The 19,376-nt window shown below is 71.1% G+C and carries 20 protein-coding genes and 1 pseudogene; 7 read left to right on the forward strand and 14 right to left on the reverse strand.

Features of this window, described 5'->3' with window-relative positions; translation table 11 throughout:
* Nucleotides 1-98: pseudogene (locus A5730_RS25085) on the forward strand (hypothetical protein); the annotation flags it as partial.
* A gap of 1,111 nt (nucleotides 99-1,209) precedes the next feature.
* Here the strand turns inward: A5730_RS25085 and A5730_RS04945 are convergent.
* Both A5730_RS04945 and A5730_RS04950 read right to left on the reverse strand, forming a co-directional pair.
* Nucleotides 1,210-3,126 (reverse strand): Hsp70 family protein, encoded by a 1,917-nt coding sequence (locus tag A5730_RS04945; RefSeq protein WP_067896444.1) that lies wholly within the window; start codon nucleotides 3,124-3,126, stop codon nucleotides 1,210-1,212.
* A 157-nt stretch (nucleotides 3,127-3,283) separates the two neighbouring features.
* The gene (locus tag A5730_RS04950; RefSeq protein WP_067896447.1) at nucleotides 3,284-4,501 is read right to left on the reverse strand and encodes a hypothetical protein; all 1,218 of its coding nucleotides are present in this window, start codon (nucleotides 4,499-4,501) and stop codon (nucleotides 3,284-3,286) included.
* 38 nt (nucleotides 4,502-4,539) lie between these two features.
* Between A5730_RS04950 and A5730_RS04955 the strand changes: the two genes are divergently transcribed.
* Together A5730_RS04955 and A5730_RS04960 are read left to right on the forward strand one after the other, a co-directional pair.
* Nucleotides 4,540-5,157 carry a TetR/AcrR family transcriptional regulator gene (locus A5730_RS04955; RefSeq protein ID WP_067896450.1) on the forward strand — a complete coding sequence of 206 codons (618 nt, stop codon included), beginning with the start codon at nucleotides 4,540-4,542 and terminating at the stop codon, nucleotides 5,155-5,157.
* A 4-nt stretch (nucleotides 5,158-5,161) separates the two neighbouring features.
* Complete coding sequence (locus tag A5730_RS04960; protein ID WP_197281337.1) at nucleotides 5,162-5,635, forward strand: nuclear transport factor 2 family protein; 474 nt, start codon at nucleotides 5,162-5,164, stop codon at nucleotides 5,633-5,635.
* A 4-nt stretch (nucleotides 5,636-5,639) separates the two neighbouring features.
* Here the strand turns inward: A5730_RS04960 and A5730_RS04965 are convergent, their stop codons facing one another.
* On the reverse strand, nucleotides 5,640-6,296 hold the full coding sequence (locus A5730_RS04965; protein ID WP_067896455.1) for a L,D-transpeptidase: 657 nt from the start codon (nucleotides 6,294-6,296) through the stop codon (nucleotides 5,640-5,642).
* Nucleotides 6,297-6,355: 59 nt separating this feature from the next.
* Nucleotides 6,356-7,024, reverse strand: coding sequence for a phosphatase PAP2 family protein (locus tag A5730_RS04970; protein ID WP_067896459.1), 669 nt, complete (start codon nucleotides 7,022-7,024; stop codon nucleotides 6,356-6,358).
* Between the two features lie 81 nt (nucleotides 7,025-7,105).
* Here A5730_RS04970 and A5730_RS04975 point away from each other — a divergent pair, with 81 nt between their 5' ends.
* Nucleotides 7,106-7,588: a hypothetical protein gene (locus tag A5730_RS04975; RefSeq protein WP_067896463.1), complete on the forward strand. Its 483-nt coding sequence runs from the start codon at nucleotides 7,106-7,108 to the stop codon at nucleotides 7,586-7,588.
* Here the strand turns inward: A5730_RS04975 and A5730_RS04980 are convergent.
* Nucleotides 7,572-7,856: a hypothetical protein gene (locus A5730_RS04980; protein WP_067896465.1), complete on the reverse strand. Its 285-nt coding sequence runs from the start codon at nucleotides 7,854-7,856 to the stop codon at nucleotides 7,572-7,574. The two genes, A5730_RS04975 and A5730_RS04980, sit on opposite strands and share 17 nt — an antisense overlap.
* Before the next feature lie 62 nt (nucleotides 7,857-7,918).
* On the opposite strand from A5730_RS04980, the gene bluB reads away from it, so the two are divergent.
* Together bluB and A5730_RS04990 are read left to right on the forward strand one after the other, a co-directional pair.
* Entirely contained in the window at nucleotides 7,919-8,596 is a 678-nt protein-coding gene (gene bluB / locus A5730_RS04985; protein WP_067896468.1) for a 5,6-dimethylbenzimidazole synthase, read from the forward strand.
* Between the two features lie 38 nt (nucleotides 8,597-8,634).
* Nucleotides 8,635-10,038: a sulfatase gene (locus A5730_RS04990; RefSeq protein ID WP_067896471.1), complete on the forward strand. Its 1,404-nt coding sequence runs from the start codon at nucleotides 8,635-8,637 to the stop codon at nucleotides 10,036-10,038.
* Here A5730_RS04990 and A5730_RS04995 read toward each other — a convergent pair.
* Entirely contained in the window at nucleotides 10,035-10,820 is a 786-nt protein-coding gene (locus tag A5730_RS04995) for a trans-aconitate 2-methyltransferase (RefSeq protein ID WP_067896474.1), read from the reverse strand. The genes A5730_RS04990 and A5730_RS04995 overlap by 4 nt on opposite strands.
* 124 nt (nucleotides 10,821-10,944) lie before the next feature.
* On the opposite strand from A5730_RS04995, the gene A5730_RS05000 reads away from it, so the two are divergent.
* On the forward strand, nucleotides 10,945-12,153 hold the full coding sequence (locus A5730_RS05000) for a S9 family peptidase (protein ID WP_067896477.1): 1,209 nt from the start codon (nucleotides 10,945-10,947) through the stop codon (nucleotides 12,151-12,153).
* Here the strand turns inward: A5730_RS05000 and eccE are convergent.
* The 8 genes from eccE to A5730_RS05040 all read right to left on the reverse strand — a co-directional run bounded on the left by eccE (nucleotide 12,143) and on the right by A5730_RS05040 (nucleotide 19,366).
* Entirely contained in the window at nucleotides 12,143-13,126 is a 984-nt protein-coding gene (gene eccE, locus A5730_RS05005) for a type VII secretion protein EccE (RefSeq protein WP_067896480.1), read from the reverse strand. The two genes, A5730_RS05000 and eccE, sit on opposite strands and share 11 nt — an antisense overlap.
* Nucleotides 13,123-14,517 (reverse strand): type VII secretion-associated serine protease mycosin, encoded by a 1,395-nt coding sequence (gene mycP / locus A5730_RS05010; protein WP_067896482.1) that lies wholly within the window; start codon nucleotides 14,515-14,517, stop codon nucleotides 13,123-13,125. Before mycP ends, eccE begins: the two co-directional genes overlap by 4 nt.
* Nucleotides 14,514-15,971, reverse strand: a complete 1,458-nt coding sequence (eccD, locus tag A5730_RS05015; protein WP_156745690.1) for a type VII secretion integral membrane protein EccD — start codon at nucleotides 15,969-15,971, stop codon at nucleotides 14,514-14,516. Before eccD ends, mycP begins: the two co-directional genes overlap by 4 nt.
* 25 nt (nucleotides 15,972-15,996) lie before the next feature.
* Nucleotides 15,997-16,875, reverse strand: a complete 879-nt coding sequence (locus A5730_RS05020) for an ESX secretion-associated protein EspG (RefSeq protein WP_067896488.1) — start codon at nucleotides 16,873-16,875, stop codon at nucleotides 15,997-15,999.
* A gap of 11 nt (nucleotides 16,876-16,886) precedes the next feature.
* Nucleotides 16,887-17,177, reverse strand: coding sequence for a WXG100 family type VII secretion target (locus A5730_RS05025; RefSeq protein WP_055404733.1), 291 nt, complete (start codon nucleotides 17,175-17,177; stop codon nucleotides 16,887-16,889).
* A 36-nt stretch (nucleotides 17,178-17,213) separates the two neighbouring features.
* Nucleotides 17,214-17,507, reverse strand: a complete 294-nt coding sequence (esxG, locus tag A5730_RS05030) for a type VII secretion system protein EsxG (RefSeq protein WP_055404724.1) — start codon at nucleotides 17,505-17,507, stop codon at nucleotides 17,214-17,216.
* A gap of 63 nt (nucleotides 17,508-17,570) precedes the next feature.
* Complete coding sequence (locus A5730_RS05035; RefSeq protein WP_067896490.1) at nucleotides 17,571-19,061, reverse strand: PPE family protein; 1,491 nt, start codon at nucleotides 19,059-19,061, stop codon at nucleotides 17,571-17,573.
* Between the two features lie 2 nt (nucleotides 19,062-19,063).
* A complete protein-coding gene (locus A5730_RS05040) occupies nucleotides 19,064-19,366 on the reverse strand; it encodes a PE family protein (RefSeq protein ID WP_067818592.1) in 303 nt (100 codons plus the stop codon).
* Nucleotides 19,367-19,376 lie beyond the last annotated feature (10 nt).

A 19,376-nucleotide genomic window follows, 5' to 3' on the forward strand; every position in this document is an offset into this window, starting at 1 on the left:
TCTCCGAAGACGGTTCCACGGTGGACGATTTGGTCGCGAGGGCGCGGGCCGGCCGCCGGATCGCGACGGCCGAATCCTGCACCGCGGGGCTGCTGGCGACGCTGACCCGGGGCCGCTGCCCATGGGAGTCGGGCCGGTCGGGGGTCAGCTGAAACAGCACCACCCCGGCGACGGCGGCGGCGATCGCGGCCAGCGCGCTTCCGGCGAGGAACATCGGCCGGCGCCTGCGGGGGACGACCTCGTCCTCGTCGCCGACGGCGCTGTAGGCCAGCACACCGGCGTCCGCGTTGCCCCAGACGTCGAGGTAGGTCGGCGCCACCGCGCGGGGACTCATCTCCCCGGTGCCCGGGTCCAGCGCGTAGGCCAGGGCCGCCGTGGAGGAGGCGAACAGCGGCGCGTTCGCCGACGCCAGCGCCGCCCCGCGGGCCAGCGCCATCTCCGGCTCCTCCGGCGCCGTCACCTCGAGCGGACTCGCCGCCTCGAGCGCGGGTTTGACCGGGACGATGTCCGTGCCGCAGCCGACCAGGAAGACGCCGTCCGCGCGCGTCCCCCGCTCGGTGAGGCCGGTGATCATCGCCGCCAACTCGGCGGCGATCGAACGCTGGGGCGCTGCCAGCTGCTGGCGGTGCAGGTCGACGATCGAACCGTCGGCGACGTCGACCACGGCCAGCGTCGCCGCCGCCGGCTCGACGAACAACATCGCGATGCGTGCGTAGTCGAGCGCGGCGCCGAACGTCTGGGCCAGCGCGGCCGCGGCCAGCAGCGGGGACACCAGCATCACGCCGCCCATGCCCTGGCGGGCCATCGCGTCCCGCAGCGCGCCGACGCCGGCGGCGTCCGTCCAGGTCACGCCGGTCGACTCCAGGTGGTAGCCGCCGGCGAGCGCGCCTTCGCGGGTGCCATCGATCGCCGCCAGCACTTGCTCGACCGCACCGGCCGCCCCCGGGTCCGCGCCGGCGGCGACTTCGAACTCGTCCTGTTCGACGGTGACGCCGTCGGCGTTCTGGCCCTCGATGACCACCAGGCGGACCGTCTCGGGGGCCAACGAAACCCCCAGCACGATGTCCACGCATGCCTCCACAGTCCGCTGATTTGCTCGCTGACTTGTTCCGGCCCCCCATGAGGCAACACCGGATAAACCCCGCCCGACGGGGCGAATCCCACGCTACCCGCGCGGGCGCGGACGCGCTCGGCAGCGGGGCCTCGCGGCTAGTAGCCCGGACTCAGGAAGGGGTTCTGCGAGTTCTGCGGATACTGCGGGTACTGCGGATACGGGGTGTACTGCGGGGCCGGCGCCTGCGGGGCCTGCGTCTGCGGAACCTGGACCGGTATGGGCACCGGCAACAGCGGCACGTGGATCCACTGGGTGGTCATCGGCACCGTCGTGCTGGTGGTCGTCGTCGTCGACGGCGGGGGCGGCTCGCTCTCGGTCGTGGTCGGCGGCGGCGGGGGCGTCGTCATGGCCGTCGTGGTCGGCGCCTGGGTCACCGGCGGCGCGGTGTGCCGCGGGGTGTACACGGGCGGCGCCTGCGTGGTGACCACCACCGGCGGCGGTGCCGGTGGTGGCGACGGCGGCGGTTCGGGCGGCGGCGGCGCCGGGCTGGGCACCGGCGCGGCGCTGGGCGCGACCGGCACGGCCGTCGGGGGTGGCGGCGCGACGGTGCGCGGAACCAGCGGGCTGGCCGGCGGGGCGGGCCGGGGCGCGACGCTGGGCGCCGGCGGGGCCTGACGGTTCTCGATGCCGGTCAGCGTGTAGGCGACACCGCCGATCGCCGTCATGGCCACCAGCGCGGACATCCCGATGATCAACTGCGACAACCGAAGGCGGCGCCACGGCCGGTCCGGGGCCGGGTCGATCACGTTCAACCGCATCGACCAGCCCGACGGGCCGTCTTCGTCGTAGGTTTCGCCGCCGAACCGCACGCGCAGGTCGCCGGGGTATTCGGTCTGCGACCACGCCAGCTCGCGATCGGTCATCGCCTCGTCGTCGATCACCAGCACGTCGCCCGCCCCGAGGTCGACGACGTCGCCGGTGGCGTGCGCGGACGCGAGCAGGCCGATCGACGTCCGCGTGCGCAGGCTCAGCTCGTCCCCGCGGGCGGCCAGCTGTAACGCGCCGCACGCCGCCGCGAGGGCGGGCTGCGCGGGCGTCAGGACCGGCGTGCGTCCGTGCACCGAAAGCCGTTCGGCGACAAGCGGAATGTGGGCGCCCCCGCCGACGGCCACCACGGCCGCGAGGTCCGTCCAGCCCTTGCGGTAGCGCACCAGCATGTCGTCCAGCGCGTAGATGAAGCCGGTCAGCCGGTCGGTCATCAGGTCTTCGAGGTCGTCTCGCCTGAGCGTGAGGCTGCACCGGCGCTCGCCGAGTTCGGCCGTGATCTCGGCAACCGCGTCGGTGGACAGCCGCTCCTTGGCCAACCGGCATTGCTCCCGCAGCTCGCCGAGCTGCCCCACGGCGGCCGTGCTGCCCGGGTCGATGCCGCTTCCGCGTCCCAGCTCCTCGAACACCCGCAGTAACAGCTCCTGGTCGATCTCGTCCCCGGACAGGGCCGCGTAACGCATTGTCGCGCTGACCAGTTCGAAATCGCCCGCGACGTTGACCAACGTGGCCGACGTGCCGCCGCCGCCGAAATCGAGCAGCCCCACCACGCCGTCGTCGGGCAGGCCGAGCTCGGACTTGACCGCGGTCAACGACGCGATCGCGTCGGAGACCAGCCGCGGCGCCATGCCGCTGCGCACGAATCCCAGATGCGTTCGCAATCCGTCGCGCAGCGCCTGCACCGTAACGGGTTTCCAGTAGGCGGGCACGGCGATCGAGATGTCCGAAGAAGAGGCGTCTGCGCCGGCGGCGCGGACCATCCCGTCGAGTGCCTCCACCGTGAGCAGCTCGGGGTCATGCGCGGACCCGTCGGCCGACACCAGCGCCACCGAGTCGCCGATGCGCTCGACGAAACCCCGCATCATCACGCCCGGCTCCGCCGGATACGAAGTCTCTTCGGGCACACCAACTTTCGGCGCGCAGTGCGGATATAGGGTCAGCACCGACCGCCGGGTTACCGGTGGGCTTTCGTTACGCGCGGCGACCAGGTTCGTGGTCCCGATCGACAACCCGAGTGGGTCGTACATAGAGCGAAAACTTTCGTCTATAGGGGTCGGTGGCCAGCGTTAACCATAGCCGCGGACACGCCCAAAACCGATGGCTTGCAACGTCATCGGTATCCGGTCGATGCCACCTCGTCACCGAAGCGGTACCGCAGGCCCCTTGACAAATCCGCGCCGGTGCTTACACCACGGTCAGCGGCAACGATCGCCTGGGTTCAAACTGGAATGTCGCTCCGCCACTGACTTTCGTTACCGACACCTCGGGCAGTTCGGCAGCCGCGGTGTCGGTTTCGACCAGTTCGGCGGTCCAGTCGGTGTTCGTGCCGCTGACCCGGACCTCGAGGTGCGGGTCGACTGCGGTGGCGATCGCCTGCAGCGGCTGCACGGATTCGGGTGAGCACAGGGCGATCCAGGCGGCGTCGTCGTGGGCGGGTGAGCGGTGCACCACGAGCCGGTCGGCCGTCTCCGCGCGGACGTAGCCGGCGGGGTTGAGCAGCGGGTGCAGTTCGAGCACCTCGAGCACCCCCTGGACACCACCCGGCAGCTTCAGCGCCCGGTGAATGCGTTCGGCGGCCACGCCCGCGATGCCGGTCAGGCCCTGGGTGCACACCGTCACGGCCTGGGCGTCGTCGGCGGCGCGCGCGGTCACCGCGATGGCGAACGACAGGTAGAGCAGATGCATCTGCAGGCAGACCTCGTCGGCCATCCGGACCAGCGCCGAATGCGAGAAGCCGGCGAAGTCGAAGTCGGACAGCAACGGTCCGGAGTAGTCCGCGTTGCCCTCGTCGGAGCGGTCGATCGGCTCGAGTTCCCATGTCGCGGCGCGGGTTTGGCGCACGATGTCCAGCGCGGGAATGCTTTGGGCCTCGGGGTAGGACTCGTCGATGATCACGGTCCACGCGCAATGTGGTTGGCGATCCTTGGGCGTCCGCGGCGGCCGGTGGATGGGGCGCACCTGGGCGCGCGCGTTGGTTGCCACCGCGGTGGCGTCGAACGTCGGATCCTCGATGGTGTGGCACATCCCGAAGACGTACTTCTCCCCCATCGGCTCGACGTCGAGCAGCGCGCCGCAGTGGTCGAGCTGGAACTCGCCGTGCCACTTGTCGTGGACGGTGTAGCGGAAGTCCATGAATTGCGGTGGCGCGCCGATGTCGAGCTGCAACCCCTTGAAGATGGTCGGCACGTCGTTGCCCTCGAAGTTGAGCGCCCGCTGCATGCGCCGGGTGTAGATGGGGCTGGCGCCCGCCCATTCCTCGATGGCGATCTGCACCATCTCCTCGCGGCCGAACGCGCTGATGCACCAGGCCATGCCCGAGCGGTCGATCAGCTGCCCGATCAGCAGCAGTTCGGGGACCAGCACGGCCAGCTGCTCGCGGGTCAACCGCGCGTATCGGCTCACCGGCCAAAAATAGACTCAGCTATGTTATAAAGTCAACAATGTCAATTGTCGCAGGTCAAGCCGGTGGCTCGGTTGGCCCCACCCGGCGCACCACCTCGCCGCGCAAGCGCGGTGACGACACCCGCGCGCGGATCATCGACGAGACCGTCCGCTGCATCACCGAGGAAGGATTCGCCGCGGCGACCGCCAAACACGTGGCCGAGCGCGCGGGCGTGACGTGGGGGGTGATCCAGTATCACTTCGGCGATCGCAACGGCCTGTTGATGGCCGTCGTGGACGACGGGGTGGACCGGCTGATCGACAGCCTGTCGTCGGCCGACGTCAGCGAGTTGCCCCTACGGGAGCGCATCGAGGTGGTGGTCGACACCGCGTGGGCCTGCTACAGCAGCCCTACGTCGATGGCGGCGTTCGAGATTCTGCGCGCCACCCGCGGCGGGCCGGGCGAGTCGCCGCGCCGGCACCTGCTGGAAATTAACGACGCCATCGGCCAGTTGGGGCGGCTGATCACCGACGATCCGGCGAATGCCGGTGTGGCCGAGGTCATCTGGGCCACCTTGCGGGGCGTGGTGTTGGTGCAGATGGTCACCGGGACCGCGATCGACTGGAGCCTGGAGCGGCGGGCCCTGATCGACATGGTCACCCGTGTGCTGCAATGACCTGATGACCCCTCACGATCTCGCCGACATCGAAGCCATCAAGCAGGTCAAGTACCGGTACCTGCGCGCGCTGGACACCAAGCACTGGGACGACTTCGCCGACACCCTCGCCGAGGACATCAAGGCCGACTACGGCCCGTCGCTCGGCAACGAGTTGCACTTCACCAACCGCGACGACCTGGTCGAGTACATGCGCACGTCGCTGCCCGCCAACGTCATCACCGAGCACCGGGTGACCCACCCCGACATCGTCGTCGACGGCGACACCGCAACGGGCAGTTGGTATTTGCAGGACCGGGTGATCGTCGCCGACCTGAACTTCATGCTGATCGGCGCCGCCTTCTACCGCGACACCTACCGGCGCACCGATGCCGGCTGGAAGATCGCGGGGACCGGGTACGACCGGACCTACGACGCCACAATGTCGTTGGAGGGCATGAACTTCGCGCTCAAGCCCGGGCGCGCGCTGGCCACCTGAGGCGCTACTTGGTGATCGCGATCACCGCGCCGGGCCGCAGCCATTTCATGATCGACACCAGCTGAGCGTCGTCGACGGCGACGCAGCCCTCGGTGGGTTTCCCGTCGGTGGTGTGGAAGAAGAACGCCGCGCCGCCGCCCGGGGTCTTGTTCTTGTTCACGCCCATCACGACCGCGTGCTTGTACTGCGGGATTTGCAGGTTTTCGCTGTCGGCGGTGTTGAACGGGCACTGCGCCTTCTGGCACACCTGCATGGAGTTGAAGGTCGGGCTGTGGTCGTCGCCGCTCCACCAGTGGTTCGGCCCCACCTGGGTGTAGGGCAGGCCGGTGCCGGGGTTGGGCGCGGTGCCGAAGGCGGAGTCCAGGGTGTAGACGCCCATCGGGGTGGCCGGCACCCCGCTCTTGGCCTGGGGCGCCATGCCCGCCGAACCGACGTGGGTGGGGATGCCGGTCCGCAGCGCCTGCCAGCCGGCGGCGGTGCGCTGGTAGATGTCCATGGTCGCGTTCGACCCGCCGGTGCTCATCACCGAAACCACTTGCGTGGCATCGCCGACCGCGTTCGCGAACCAGGGGGCCCCGGCCGCGCCGCCGACCGGCGCCAGGGCCAGCGCCACGAGAAACGCGCACGCCGAAGCGAACAGCGAAGCGAGCAGTCGGCGCATGACCTCAATCGTCGAACCCGCGGGGCGCGGGGTCAAGTAAAGCTTTCGACCCGGTTAGGTCACTGCGCCGTGACCAAATCCTCGGTGTCACACGGTCTTCGGGAGAACGCCGCGGTCGGGGGCCGAATCACCGTGATACACAACAGGAAATACAGGTAGCCCAGCGCCCAGCCGGCCAACACGTCGGACGGGTAGTGCACGTTCAGCGCCACCCGGGAAATCCCCGCCGCCACCGCGATCAGCGCGACCACCGCGACCGCGACACCGCGCACCGCCCCGCGGATCGCCGGCAACGCCAGGCTCAGCGCGGCGAGCAACGCGGCCGTCACCTCCAGCGCGTGCCCGGACGGAAACGACGTCTCGGCCGCGGCCACCAGCATGGTCGACGGCCGCGGCCGGTCCGCCATCGCCTTCGCCGCCACCGTCACCAGCCCGCTGAGCGGCGCGCAGGCCAGCAGCAGCAGCCCCGCGCGCACCCGGCGCAGCGCCAGGGCGACCACCGCGGCCACCGTGCCCAGCACCCGCAGCGGGACCGGGCCCAGCGCGAACGAGACGTCCGCCCAGAGTCGCACCCACCACGAGTGGTCGACCGCGCCGGTACGCGCGGCGTCCAGCAGCGACGAGTCTCCGCGCTGCACCCAGTGCCACTGCTGCGCGTACCCCACCCACATGAGGGCGTAGACCGCCAGGGCGATGCAGACGGCCGCAACGGCCCGCGGTCGGGTCATACCCCACCGATACCAGCCGGGCCGCGCGAAGCGTCGAGCGGCCTGACCACGCCGTCTCCTGACCCGGTCCATACTGGCGTCATGGCCGTATTCGTTCGCAGGTTGTTCGGCATCGGCAAGCTGCCCGACGACGTGCACGCACAGGTGGAGGCGGAGGGCCTGCGCTATCTCGCCGACTTCGTCCCGGTCACCAGGCGGTTCCGCGGCGCCATCCCCGGCGTCCGATTGCCGCACAGCGTCGCCAGCTACACGGGTTCGCTGGTGTTCACCGACGAGCGGGTGCTGGCCACGCTGTCGATGCTGCCCCGGCTCGCGGGCCCGACGGTCGACGTCCGCTGGGACGCGCCGGAGACCGGCGGGGCGCGGGTGGAGATATCGTCCACCGGCCTGCAGGTCGATGTGGACGTCGCCCGCGTCGACCCGAAGTTCAGCGGTGAGCTGTCGCTGCACTACAAGGTGGCCATCGGCGACGACGTGCTGGGCGGGCTGCCGCGGCGATCGCTGGCCTTCGACATGCCCCCCGAGTACGTGTTCCGCGCGGTCGGCGTTACCTATAGTCCGTGATCGTCATCCGCGGCCACGGCGGCTGCCGCAGCACCGCCAGGCTGCCGATCACGGCCGCCAGCAGGCCGGTGATCACTCCGATCAGCGCGATGCGGTTGCCGTCCAGGGCGGGCTTCCAGGACGCCTCGCCGTTGCGGATGACGAAGACGCCCAGAGGTTTGACCACGGGGATCACGGTGGCGCCGTCCGGTGTCTGATAGGGCTCGCCGTACACGCGGCCGGCGGCCCCGTCGGTGGGCAGCCGGTCGAGTAGGTCGAAGGGCTTCACGGAACACTCCTTTCTTCGGGTGTTCGCCCGGTCAGGGTTCACGCTAGCCCCGATTCCCTACGATGACTCCCGTGACCGACGAGCCCTTCAGCCCGCAGGAGCGGCGGGGCGTCTATCGGGCGATCTTCTCCCGCCGCGACATGCGCCGGTTCTCGCCCGGCGGCGTGGTCGGTGAGGACGTGCTGGCCCGCCTGCTGCAGGCCGCCCACGCAGCGCCCAGCGTCGGCCTGATGCAGCCGTGGCGGTTCATCCGGATCACCGACGACGCGCTGCGGCGGCGCATCCACGCGCTCGTCGACGAGGAACGCCCGCTCACCGCCGCCGCCCTGGGCGAGCGGGCCGACGAGTTTCTCGCCCTGAAAGTCGAAGGCATCCTGGACTGCGCCGAGTTGCTGGTGGTGGCGCTGGGCGACGACCGCGAAAAACACGTGTTCGGCCGCCGGACGCTGCCGCAGATGGACCTCGCGTCGGTGTCGTGCGCGATCCAGAACCTGTGGCTGGCCGCACGCGCCGAAGGCCTTGGCATGGGCTGGGTTTCGCTGTTCGATCCGCACCGGCTGGCGGCCCTGCTTGCGATGCCCGCCGGGGCGGAGCCGGTGGCCGTTCTGTGCCTGGGTCCGGTGCCCGAATTTCCCGAGCGCCCGGCGCTGGAACTGGACGGCTGGGCCGTCGCCCGCCCGCTGTCGGAGTTCGTGTGCGAGAACCGCTGGAGTGAGCGCATCCAGGCTTCCCCCAAGTAGCTGCGGTATCGTCGCCGGTCGCGAGGCAAGTTAACGAGGTGACGCAATTGGCGCCGGACGACGCAGCGGGCAACAAAGACAACGTGCTGATCGTGCACTGGCACGACCTGGGCCGCTATCTCGGCGTCTACGGCCACCCGGACGTCTGCAGCCCCCGGCTAGACCGCCTTGCCGCCGAGGGCATCCTGTTCACCCGGGCGCACGCCACGGCACCGCTGTGCTCGCCGTCGCGCGGATCGCTGTTCACCGGCCGCTACCCGCAGACCAATGGCCTGATCGGGCTGGCCCACCACGGCTGGGAATACCGCAACGGCGTGCGCACGCTGCCCCAGATGATGACCGAAGCCGGTTGGTACTGCGCGCTTTTCGGCATGCAGCACGAGACGTCCTATCCGCAGCGGCTGGGCTTCGACGAGTTCGACGTGTCGAACTCGTACTGCGAATACGTGGTGGACAGGGCCAGCCAATGGCTGCGCGAGGGCACCGAAGACCTCGCGGGTCAACCGTTCCTGTTGACCGCGGGTTTCTTCGAGACCCACCGGCCGTATCCGCGGGACCGCTACGAGCCCGCGGACCCCGCCGGGGTCGACCCGCCCGACTACCTACCCGACACCCCCGACGTACGCGGCGACCTCGCCAGCTTCTACGGCTCGATCGCGACGGCCGACGCCGCCGTCGGCCGGTTACTGGACACGCTGGCCGAAACGGGGTTGGACGCCAGCACCTGGGTGGTGTTCTTCACCGACCACGGCCCGGCGTTCCCCCGCGCCAAGTCCACGCTCTACGACGCGGGAACCGGCATCGGCATGATCATCCGGCCCCCCACCGGCCGGGCGTTCACCCCAACCGTGTACGACGAACTGTTCAGCGGCGTGGACCTGCTGCCGACGCTGCTCGAGCTGCTGGGTCTCGACGTGCCGGCCGAGATCGACGGGGTTTCGCACGCCCGCGCGCTGCTCGCGCCGGACCCGCACACCGTGCCGGTCAGGGACCACGTGTACACCACGAAGACCTATCACGACTCGTTCGATCCGATCCGGGCGATTCGCACCAAGGAATACAGCTACATCGAGAATTACGCGCCGCGGCCGCTGCTCGACCTGCCGTTGGACATCGAGGAAAGCCCGTCCGGGGCGGCGGTGGCGCCGTTCATCACCGCCCCGCGCCCGCAGCGCGAGCTCTACGACCTACGCGCCGACCCCACCGAGACCACCAACCTGCTGGCCGGTGACGATGCCGACGCCGACGAAGTGGCCGCCGATTTGGCTGTGCGCCTTCATGATTGGCGGCAACGCACCGGCGACGTGATCCCGTCGGAGTTCGCCGGCACCCGGATCTCGGCGCGTTACACCGAGACGTATCTGCAGATCCACCGGGTCAAGCCGACCGCCCGGTCGGCGCTCGCGGCCGACCGCGGCATCGAGAAGGAAGCCAGCGGCTAGCCGGGCGAGCGCCGGGAACCGCCGACCTCGGCGACGATGAACACCCGCCGGAACGGGAAGATCGTCGTGCCGTCGGCCCGGGGCGGGTACGCGTCGTCCAGCAGCGGGATGAGCTCCTCGCGGAACCGCTCCCAGTCCTCGGCGCTGAGCCGCTCCCGCACCGGAACCAGCGCCGTCCCGGTGATCCACTCCAGCACCGGGTTCTCACCGGTCAGCTGGTGCAGGTAGGTGGTCTCCCACACGTCGACCCGGCACCCGGCGTCCAGCAGCAGATTGGCGTACTGTATCGGCGGCTGTACCACGGCGCCAACCCGAAATGGTATGTCCCGCATGACTTTCGCGTAGGGCTCGCGGCGGGCCAGGGTCCGCACCGTGGCGTGCGACGGCGTCTCGAAGTTGCCGGGGATCTGGACGGCGATCCACGACCCGGCCGCAAGCTCGTCCGCCCACCGGACCAGCAGGTCGGCGTGGTCGGGCACCCAGTGCAGGGCCGCGTTGCTGACCACGACGTCGGTGTCGGGCTTGGGCTTCCAGTCCCGCAGATCGCCGATCACCGCGTCGATGCCGCGTTCCTTCGCGGCGGCGACCATCTCCGGTGAGGTGTCCATCGCCTCGATCACCGCGTCCGGCCAGCGCCGGGACAGGTACTTGGTCAGATGCCCGGGCCCACAACCGAGGTCGACGACCCGCCGGGCCCGCTCGGTGCCCACCCGGGACAGCAGGTCGTAGAAGGGCCGGCTGCGGTGGTCGGCAAAGGCCAGGTAGACATCGGGATCCCACATGTCGGTCCTCCTGATCAACGCGCCGCCGCTAGTCGGGGAGATAGACCAACCGTATTACCGCACGCCACCCCGGCGCCGCCCAACTGGCCCCGGGGGCCGCGCCGGGCCGTTAGCATCGGGGTTCGTGGCGCCCGACACTTCGACTGATCCGCCCATCTTCGTCCCGGACATTCCCGCCGCCTTGCAGGGCGCGGACGTGCCCGTCGACGTCGACGGATTACCCCCGAATTCCGCGTTGTCCCCCCGCCAGCGCATGGTAATCGAGGGCTCGGCCATCGGCGACCTCGCCCTGCGCACCTGGGTGTCATCGCTGCTCACCGCGACGGTGGCGCCGGCCGTGCTCGCCGCCTCGCTGCGGCACTCCGCCGCGCGCGCCGAGCGGGCCAACCTGAACTTCTACGCCGAGCTGGCGGCGCAACGCGATCCGGCGAAGTCGTTTCCCGCACCGGCCGAGTCGCCGCGGGTTTCGTCGCGGCCGGCGAGCCCACTGACCGAGTGGGCCGCGGGCGGCACGGTGGAAAACATCGCGTTCGACAGCGGCTTCACGGCCATCAATCCCGCGATGCGCGGGCAGTGGGGCGCCTGGAAGGCCAACAACATCGTGCGCGCGCAGCACTGGCGCCACGACGACGGGCCGCGTCCCACGCTGTGCGTCATCCACGGCTTCATGGGGTCGTCGTATCTGGCCAACGGCCGGTTCTTCACGCTGCCGTGGTATTACCGGTCCGGCTACGACGTTTTGCTGTACACCTTGCCTTTTCACGGCAAGCGGGCCGAAAGATATTCGCCCTTCAGCGGTTTCGGCTATTTCGCCGGCGGCCTGAGCGGTTTCGCCGAGGCGATGGCCCAGGCCGTGCACGACTTCCGGTCCGTCATCGACTATCTGCGCGGCACCGGCGTCGACCGCATCGCGTTGACCGGCATCTCGCTGGGCGGATACACCTCGGCCCTGGTGGCCTCGGTCGACGACCGGCTCGAGGCGGTCATCCCGAACTGTCCCGTTGTCACGCCGGCCACGTTGTTCGACGAATGGTTTCCGGCCAACCGACTCGTGCGGCTGGGGCTGCGCCTGTCGCACATCAGCCGCGCGGAGTTAGCGGACGGGCTGTCCTACCACTGCCCGCTGACCTATCGGCCGCTGCTGGACAAGAACCGGCGGATGATCATCACCGGGCTCGGCGATCGCATGGCGCCGCCGGATCACGCCCTCAAGCTGTGGGAGCACTGGGATCGCTGTGCGCTGCACTGGTTTCCGGGCAGCCACGTCCTGCACGTCAGCCAGCTGGACTACCTGCGCCGGATGACCGCGTTCCTGCAGACGGTCATGTTCTAGCCGGTTCGGCGACCGGCGCCGGTGTCGCCAGCGGCGGCCAGTCCAGCTCGGCCAGCAAGCCCGCCGGCGCTTCGGTGTGCCCGTCGAGGCGCCGAGTCGACAACAGGTCCAAAGCCGACAGGGCCGGCCGGTGATTGCCGTGCTGCGGGGTCAGCCCCGGCAGCGGCGCGGTCCGCTCGGGTGCCGTATCGGTGAGGAAAGCGCACGCGGCCGCGACGGTGATGTGCGTGCCGTCACCGGCGAACTCCACCGCGGTGCACGTTTCCCGCGCCGGATGCGTCCGGATCGCCTCGAGCGTCTCGGCCAGCTCGCCGTCCACCTGGATCCGGTATGCCGCAAGGTAATCCGACGCGCCGCGTTGCACCCCGGCCCAGCGTTCGCGCGGGTTGGAGGTGAGCAGCCGCGGGACGTCGTCGGCTGCCACGCCGTTGACGTCCCAGCCGAGCTCCCTCAGATGGTCGGCGAGCCGGCGCGCCGCCACCTGCGCGGTCTCGTGCAACGGGATGCGCGCCGAGCGCGCCCGCAGCGCCGCGAGGTTGTCGGTGGCCGATATCGTGAGCCCGATCCACGTTTCCCGCCTCGACGCATCGGATGCGTTGTCGCGGCTGGTGATTCGGATCTTGTCCGCGCAGATGCCGTAGCGGTCCAGGTAACGGGCGATCAAGGGCAGCGGCAGCACGTCGGCGGGGCCGTCCGGCCCCCCGACCCGCAGCAGCGCCGTTGTCGCGGTGCCGGATTCGGGAGCGGTCGCCTCGCCGCGCCCCATCATCGCCACCCGGCGGCGCAGCAGCGTGGTGAAATACGAGCCGCGCCAGCAGCCGAAGAGCACGATCACGACGGCCGCGGCGATGCCCAGCAGCCAGTAATCGCGCGGCGACCGCCAGGGGTACGCCATCAACGCGGGCACGACGGCCAGCAGCGCCAGCGTGATGCGCCCGGCTCCAGGGGTGGGTATCCAGCGCTGCAGGCTCACGGGGTGGGGTCCTTTCGTCGGCGGGTGGCGGTGGCGGCGATGCCGCCCGCGACTGCGACAAGCACAGCGAGCGCGGCGGTTCCGGCCAGCGCGACGGTCCGCGGGGTGGTGTCCTTGGGTGCCGGCGCCGGCGGGGCGGCGACCGGCTTGACCGGCGCGGCGGGAGGCTGATTGGCGGGGGGCAGCTGCCAGGTCAGCGCCGCGACCGGGTCAACGCTGCCGGTGCCGACGACGTTCGACGGCGCCCGGGCGCCGCCCCGCGCGGTCGCGGTGATGCGGTGCACGACCTGGGTGGCGTTCAGCTCCGGGTACTTGCTGCGCACCAGCGCCGCGACGCCGGCCACATAACCGGCCGCATAGCTGGTGCCGCTCAGCGCGATCTGTTGCTGGTGTTCGTCGGGCAGCCCGTTGGCCAGTCCGCCGCCGTCGGCGTTGCTGATCGACACGATGCGCTCCCCGGGCGCCGCGACGCCCACCCACGGCCCGGCCATGGTGAATTTCGCCGGCTGGCCGTCCGACGTCAGCGCGGCCACCGACAGCACGTAGGGCTGCCACATGGACGGGATGGACAGCGAGGTGACGCCGGCCCAGTTGCGCGGGTCGTCGGGGCGGCTGAGGTCGGTGAGCGGGTTGGACTCGCACGACGTTCCGCCGGCGACCGCCCCGGTCGGCCCGGTGTTGCCGGCGGCAGCCACGATCACCGCGTCCTTGTCCACCGCCGCGTAGCGAATCGCCGCGCCGAGCGCGGCCTGGTCGACGGGCCGGTCGGCGGGCAGGCAAGTGAGCGTGGAGATGTCGATCACCCGGGCGCCGAGGTCGGCCGCGTGCACGATCGCCCGGGCCAGCGTCGCGACGTCCAGCGAGGCCCGAGCCAGCAGCGGATCGCCGCCGGGGGTCCGGGGCGAGAACTTGGCCGACGTGGTCCTGATCGACACGACCCGCGCGGCGGGCGCCACGCCGGCGAACCCGTCGTCCCCGGGTTGCCCGGCGATGAGCCCGGCCACCAGGGTGCCGTGGCCGTCGCAGTCGGTCAGGCCATCCGTCGTCTCGACGAAGTCACCGCCCGGATCGACGTTCGGCAGCCGCGGGCCGGGCCGAACCCCGGTGTCGAGCACCGCCACCAGCTGGCCCTCACCCCGCGAGAACTGCCACGCCCCAGGCAGATTCAGCGTCGCCTGGCCGGGGGCGACGGCCGCGGGATCGCTGCCGGGGATCACCCCGGAGGCGCTGCACGGGCCGCGCTGCTCCATCGGTTGCACGGGGCCGGGGCTCCCGCTGGGCGGCGGGACGCCAGGGTCGACCTTCGGCGCTTCGATGGCCAGCGCGGACGGGCACGTCCACAGCACAGCCGCCAAAGCCGCTGCGAGACAGGCTGACCCGGACCGGATCATCGATTGAGTATCCAGGTGAAGATGCCGACCAGGTAGGCCATCACCGGGATCAGCGACGCATCGAGCCCGGCCGCGACGAAGCCCACCAGCCGGCGCACCGGCAGCGAATAGCTATCCGGCTCGGCGATCCGCGGGTTGAGCGCCACGACAATCCACACCGAGGCCAGCGCGACCAGCACCAGGGCCGCGCCGAGCGCGGCCGCGTAGCGTCCGGTCGCGGTGTAGAGCACCAGCAGGACGCCGGCGGCCAGGTAGGGCTGAGTGAGCAGCCAGGCCTTGCAGGCGGCCGAGTCCCACACCCGGGCGCGCAGCACGGCCGTCGCCGCGGTGGCGCCCACCACGTACCAGCCGACGCCGCCGAGCGCCTCGGGGCGCAGCGCGATCGCAACCGAGCCCAGGACGCTGAGCAGCACTGCGGCCGCGATGAATCCGTTCTGGTGTGCGTCGCCGACCCGGACCCGCCGCGGCAGGTCCTCGAGCACCCGCAACGACGGGGCCGACGGCGTGGGGTCGCCGGGCGCGGGGATGACCGGCAGCGGGAAGCGCGCCCACAGCGCCGAGAGCTGAGCCGCCTCGATGGTGACCAGCAGCGCCGCGACGATCAGGCCGCAGCCGATGGCGACCGGGCGCAGCTGCCAGAGCACCTCGGCGCCCGCCGCCAGCGACACCCCGGCGCCCACCACCGCGGTGGCGGTGAACAGCGCCACGACGCGCTCCCGTTCGGCGCTGGGCACCATCAGGGCGATCAGCGACCACGCCGTGACGCCGGCCGCGGCGAGCATGATCTGCGCCGGCCCGAACCGTCCCGGCACCGCCAACGCCAGGGCGGCGCCGATGGGCGCCAGTGCGGCGATCGAGCACGCCGTCCCGGTGCGCGGCGAGCGGGCCGCGACCAGCAGGCCGACGATCGCGGTCACCGCGGCGACGGCGCTGACGGCCACCAACCCGGCCAGCGCGCCGGTGGCCACCCGGTAGGTGACCGAGAGGCCGGTGAGAAGGAGGGCGACGGCGATCACCGCGGCGAGCGCGCCGCGCTGGATATGCGTTGCGCCCCAAGGCCGCAGCCGCGAGGTCGAGAAGATCATGGCCGCGTCGGCGATGTCCTCGACGATGCCGGGGGCCGCCTGGCCGACGGGCACCGGCTGCAGCGCCAGCAGGTCACCATCCACCACCCCGACGGTGTCCAGGCTGGCGTCCAGGCTGAACGGTGCGCCGCCGATCGGGGCGAGGCTCAGTTGGATCGCGCCACTGAGGTCGGCAGCCCCCCGCTCGTCGGACTCGCCGTTGGACGCCGCGGGCACCACCAAACGCTGAACGGCGGGCAGGATTTCACGCAGCGGCAACTCGGCCGGCAACGCCATTTCCGTCAGCCTGCTGTCCGCGAGGATTGCCACGCGGACGATCGGCATGACGGCGCCGGACGTCACCGGACCCTCGAAGGACGCTGGGGCCATACCTGAAACATCGTTGCTCTCTTCTCTATTGGGTTGCGTATTGCGCGGTGAAATCTCTGGCCAACCGATGGCCGGGGAACCATTCGGCCTCCGGCAGCAGCCCGATCAGCTGTTCGATCGCGACGGCGATCGCGAACGGCGTGCCGGGGGCGAACGTCGACACCCACTCGCCGTCGAAGGCGCGCGACGGGCTCACCAGGACCCGCCCCGCCTCCGCGTCGACGATGCTCATCCCCACCTCGGTGGTGGCGTGCCGGCCGTCGCGACGGCAGCCGGCGACGATCTCGACGTAGCTGCGCGGACCGGTGAACACCGACTCCACCACCGGGCGCGCCGACTGCGGAATGCCAAGGTAGTCAACGACTTCGGACAGTGAGGCGCCCGAACGCAGCCGTTCGTCGGCCCGCGCACCGACCCGGGTCGGCATGCTGAACGCGTCGAATCGGGCCGGCGGTTGCTGCGCCAGACCGACGCCGAGCACCGGAACCAGAGCCCGCGGGTCGCCGATGTCCATGGCCGTGAACGTGATCAGCTGCGCGCTGCGCAGCGCCACGATCGTCTTGGCCGTGGTCGCGGAGCGCTGCGCCACGATGCCGCGCAGCAACTCGCCGGTGCCGGCCGCGTCCTTGGCGGGGCCCACGTAACGCAGGTCGAGCCAGCGCTCCGGGAAGCACACCACCCTGATCCAGTCGGCCACCACCGGGTTGACGATTCCGCCGTCGGACACCAGACCCATCCGGGTCAGCTCGGCGCGCTGACGGTCGAGGAACGCCTGGCGTTGCGCGGCATCGCTGTACGGCGAGGTGATCGCCAGCACCCACGGGAAGCTGCCCGCCCCAATGGTTTCGGCGATGAACCAGGCGTGATCGACCGTCAGCTCGACGGCGTTGGGTTCAGCACTCATCTATCTGGTGACTAACCGCCCCATTTGGCGGCTTCGGCCTGGTCGCGGGCGAGCATGGACGTGGTGTTGGCTTCGTGGGTGCTGGCCATCGCCTGGTAGGCGCGCACCAGACTCTCCATCGCCTGGTTCCACTGGGCCTGCCACGCCTGGTAGGTCATACCGGTGTCGCCCTGCCAGGCGTTGGACAGCGTGGCCTGCTCGCTGGCGATGTCCGAACCGAGCCCCTGCAGCGTGCCGGCATAGCCGGACATGTCCGCGGCGTGGCTTAACATCGCCGGGTAGTTGTACATGATCTGGGACATCACAAGTCCTTTCGCGGTGGGTGGCGTCTGGCGGGATCAGAAGGCGGTGTAGCCGGAGGCGGCGGCTGCGTCGGCGGCCACATAGGTGCCGGCGGCGTCGCCGAGGTTGGCCTGGGCGATGTCCAGCAGGGTGTTGACCCGCGCTGCGGCCTCGACGAAGCGCGCGTGCGCGGCCTGGAAGGCGGCCGAGGACTCGCCCTGGTGGAACGCCTGCGCCGACATCGCTTCCTGCTCCGCCTGGCTGATGGTGCTGCGCATCAACGCCGCCTTGGCGCCGAACGCCGACTGCGCGGCCACCAACTGGGGAATATGAGCGTCCAACATGCTCATGGTGATTCCTTTCTTCTCGGTCTCATGGGGTTTCGCTGACTGACGAGCATCGTGCTGACTGCCTTAGCCCCCTTCCCTCGGCCTCGTCGGGCGCGCCGGGTCTTGGTCCGCGTCGTGGTCCCAGGTGCCGGGCATCATCGGCATCCTTGGGCCGTCGCCGAATTCGCCGTCGGTCAGCTTGGTCAGTCCGGCCGCGCGGAAGGCGTTCTCCTTCCGCGCGGTGCCGGCGAAGCCCAGCGGCCCGGCACCCGCGCCGGATGCCACCGCCGCGGCCAGCCGCTCGTCGTCGCCGTAGTCCGGTGGGACGCCGATGTCGGAGTCCATGTCAGCGAACTCGTCGGCGTGGTCGCGCATCGCGGCGCGCCGGCGCCGTCGCGCCCGCACCTCGGCCCGGCTGGCCGCCGCCGCCCCGGCCGCCGGGATGGTCGCCGCGGGCGCCTTGACGCCGCCACGTCCGCCCAGCGTCGGGCCGACTCCGGTCTCCGGGTCCCCGCCGTAGGCGACCAGATAGGCCAGCGTGCTCGGCGCCGGCGCCGGCGCCGGCGCGGGGGCCGCACCCGAGCCCGCGGCGACCGAACTGGCCGGGGCGCCAGCGGGAGTCGCCACCGTCGGGGCCAGCGCGACCGCAGGCAGCAGCGAGGCCGGCTTGGTCGACGTGACGAGCGGTGTCGCCGCGGCCCCGGCCGCGACGGGCGCGATCTCGGCGGGCGCGGCGAACAAGGAACTCAGGCCGATGCCGAGCAGCAGCGGGATCAGGAAGGGCGCGGTCAGGATCGCGCCCCAGGTCGGCCAGCCGACGGCGTTGAAGAACACCTGGTAGGCGACGAAGAACAGCAGGGGGCCATTGGCCGCGAGCAACGCGGGCAGGTTCGCCCAGAAGTCCTGCAACATCTTGCCGATGTTCTGGAAGAAGTCCTGCAGGAACTGGGCCAGTTGCCGGAAGAAATCCGAGATCGGATTGGACGAGCCCTGCAGCGCGTTGGCCGTGGCGTTGTCCGCCTCACCGCCCGGCCGCACGATGGCCGGCGCCGGTGCGCTGCGCGGCGCCGACGCGAGCGCGGCTCCCGAGGTGGCCTGATAGGCGCTCATCACCGTGGCGGCCTGGACCCACATCCGCGCGTAGTCCGCCTCGTTCAGCGCGATCGGAATCGTGTTGATGCCAAAGAAGTTCGTCGCCACCAACACCCCGTGCACGGTGTGGTTGGCCGCCAGCTCCCCCAGCGTCGGCATCGCCGTCAGGGCGGCGGTGTAGGCCGCGGCCACCACCTCGTGCTGCGCGGCCACGCCCGCGCTGTCGGCGCTGGACTGGGTCAGCCAGGCCAGGTACGGCGCGTGCGCGGCGGCGTACTGCTCGGCGCTCGGGCCCTCCCACCCCGCCTGCGCCTGAGCCAGCACGCCCGTGAGTTCTGCTGCCGCCGTTGCGTATTCGGCGCTCAGCGAGGTCCACGCACCGGCCGCCGCCAACAGCGGCCCCGGTCCCGGACCGGCGCTCAGCAACGCCGAATGCACCTCGGGTGGCGAAGCCATCCAGAGGGGCGCAACGGGGGCCGTCATTGTCAGGCGCCCCCATAGGTCGCGGCGGCCGCGGTGTCTCCGGCGAGGTAGCTGGCGCCCGCCTCGCCGACGCCGACGCCGGCGCGGCCCAGCTCTTCCACGCCCTGGGCGGCGACGGCGGCGTGCTCCTGCCCCTGGGCGCTGAACCCGATGGCCGTCTGCAGCGACACCGGGTCCACGGCCGGCGGCACCACCGCGGTGATCGCGGGCGCGGCCGCCGCGTGCGCGGCCGCCAGCCGCGCCGTCAACGCCTCCACCGCGGCGCTGGTCGCGGCCAGGCCCTCGGGAACCACTCGCAACGTCATGACTCTCCCC

Source organism: Mycobacterium sp. ACS4054, assembly GCF_001667275.1.
In the GTDB taxonomy this organism is placed as follows: domain Bacteria; phylum Actinomycetota; class Actinomycetes; order Mycobacteriales; family Mycobacteriaceae; genus Mycobacterium.

Excerpts from the sequence above, each read along its gene's own strand:
- A5730_RS05040 (WP_067818592.1), bottom strand. The coding sequence starts at position 19,366 with ATGACGTTGCGAGTGGTTCCCGAGGGCCTGGCCGCGACCAGCGCCGCG.
- mycP (WP_067896482.1), bottom strand. The coding sequence starts at position 14,517 with ATGATCCGGTCCGGGTCAGCCTGTCTCGCAGCGGCTTTGGCGGCTGTG.
- A5730_RS05025 (WP_055404733.1), bottom strand. The coding sequence starts at position 17,177 with ATGTCCCAGATCATGTACAACTACCCGGCGATGTTAAGCCACGCCGCG.
- eccD (WP_156745690.1), bottom strand. The coding sequence starts at position 15,971 with ATGGCCCCAGCGTCCTTCGAGGGTCCGGTGACGTCCGGCGCCGTCATG.
- A5730_RS05035 (WP_067896490.1), bottom strand. The coding sequence starts at position 19,061 with ATGACGGCCCCCGTTGCGCCCCTCTGGATGGCTTCGCCACCCGAGGTG.
- A5730_RS04970 (WP_067896459.1), bottom strand. The coding sequence starts at position 7,024 with ATGACCCGACCGCGGGCCGTTGCGGCCGTCTGCATCGCCCTGGCGGTC.
- A5730_RS04960 (WP_197281337.1), top strand. The coding sequence starts at position 5,162 with ATGACCCCTCACGATCTCGCCGACATCGAAGCCATCAAGCAGGTCAAG.
- A5730_RS04965 (WP_067896455.1), bottom strand. The coding sequence starts at position 6,296 with ATGCGCCGACTGCTCGCTTCGCTGTTCGCTTCGGCGTGCGCGTTTCTC.
- A5730_RS04945 (WP_067896444.1), bottom strand. The coding sequence starts at position 3,126 with ATGTACGACCCACTCGGGTTGTCGATCGGGACCACGAACCTGGTCGCC.
- A5730_RS04975 (WP_067896463.1), top strand. The coding sequence starts at position 7,106 with ATGGCCGTATTCGTTCGCAGGTTGTTCGGCATCGGCAAGCTGCCCGAC.
- A5730_RS04995 (WP_067896474.1), bottom strand. The coding sequence starts at position 10,820 with ATGTGGGATCCCGATGTCTACCTGGCCTTTGCCGACCACCGCAGCCGG.
- bluB (WP_067896468.1), top strand. The coding sequence starts at position 7,919 with ATGACTCCCGTGACCGACGAGCCCTTCAGCCCGCAGGAGCGGCGGGGC.
- esxG (WP_055404724.1), bottom strand. The coding sequence starts at position 17,507 with ATGAGCATGTTGGACGCTCATATTCCCCAGTTGGTGGCCGCGCAGTCG.
- A5730_RS04955 (WP_067896450.1), top strand. The coding sequence starts at position 4,540 with ATGTCAATTGTCGCAGGTCAAGCCGGTGGCTCGGTTGGCCCCACCCGG.
- A5730_RS05020 (WP_067896488.1), bottom strand. The coding sequence starts at position 16,875 with ATGAGTGCTGAACCCAACGCCGTCGAGCTGACGGTCGATCACGCCTGG.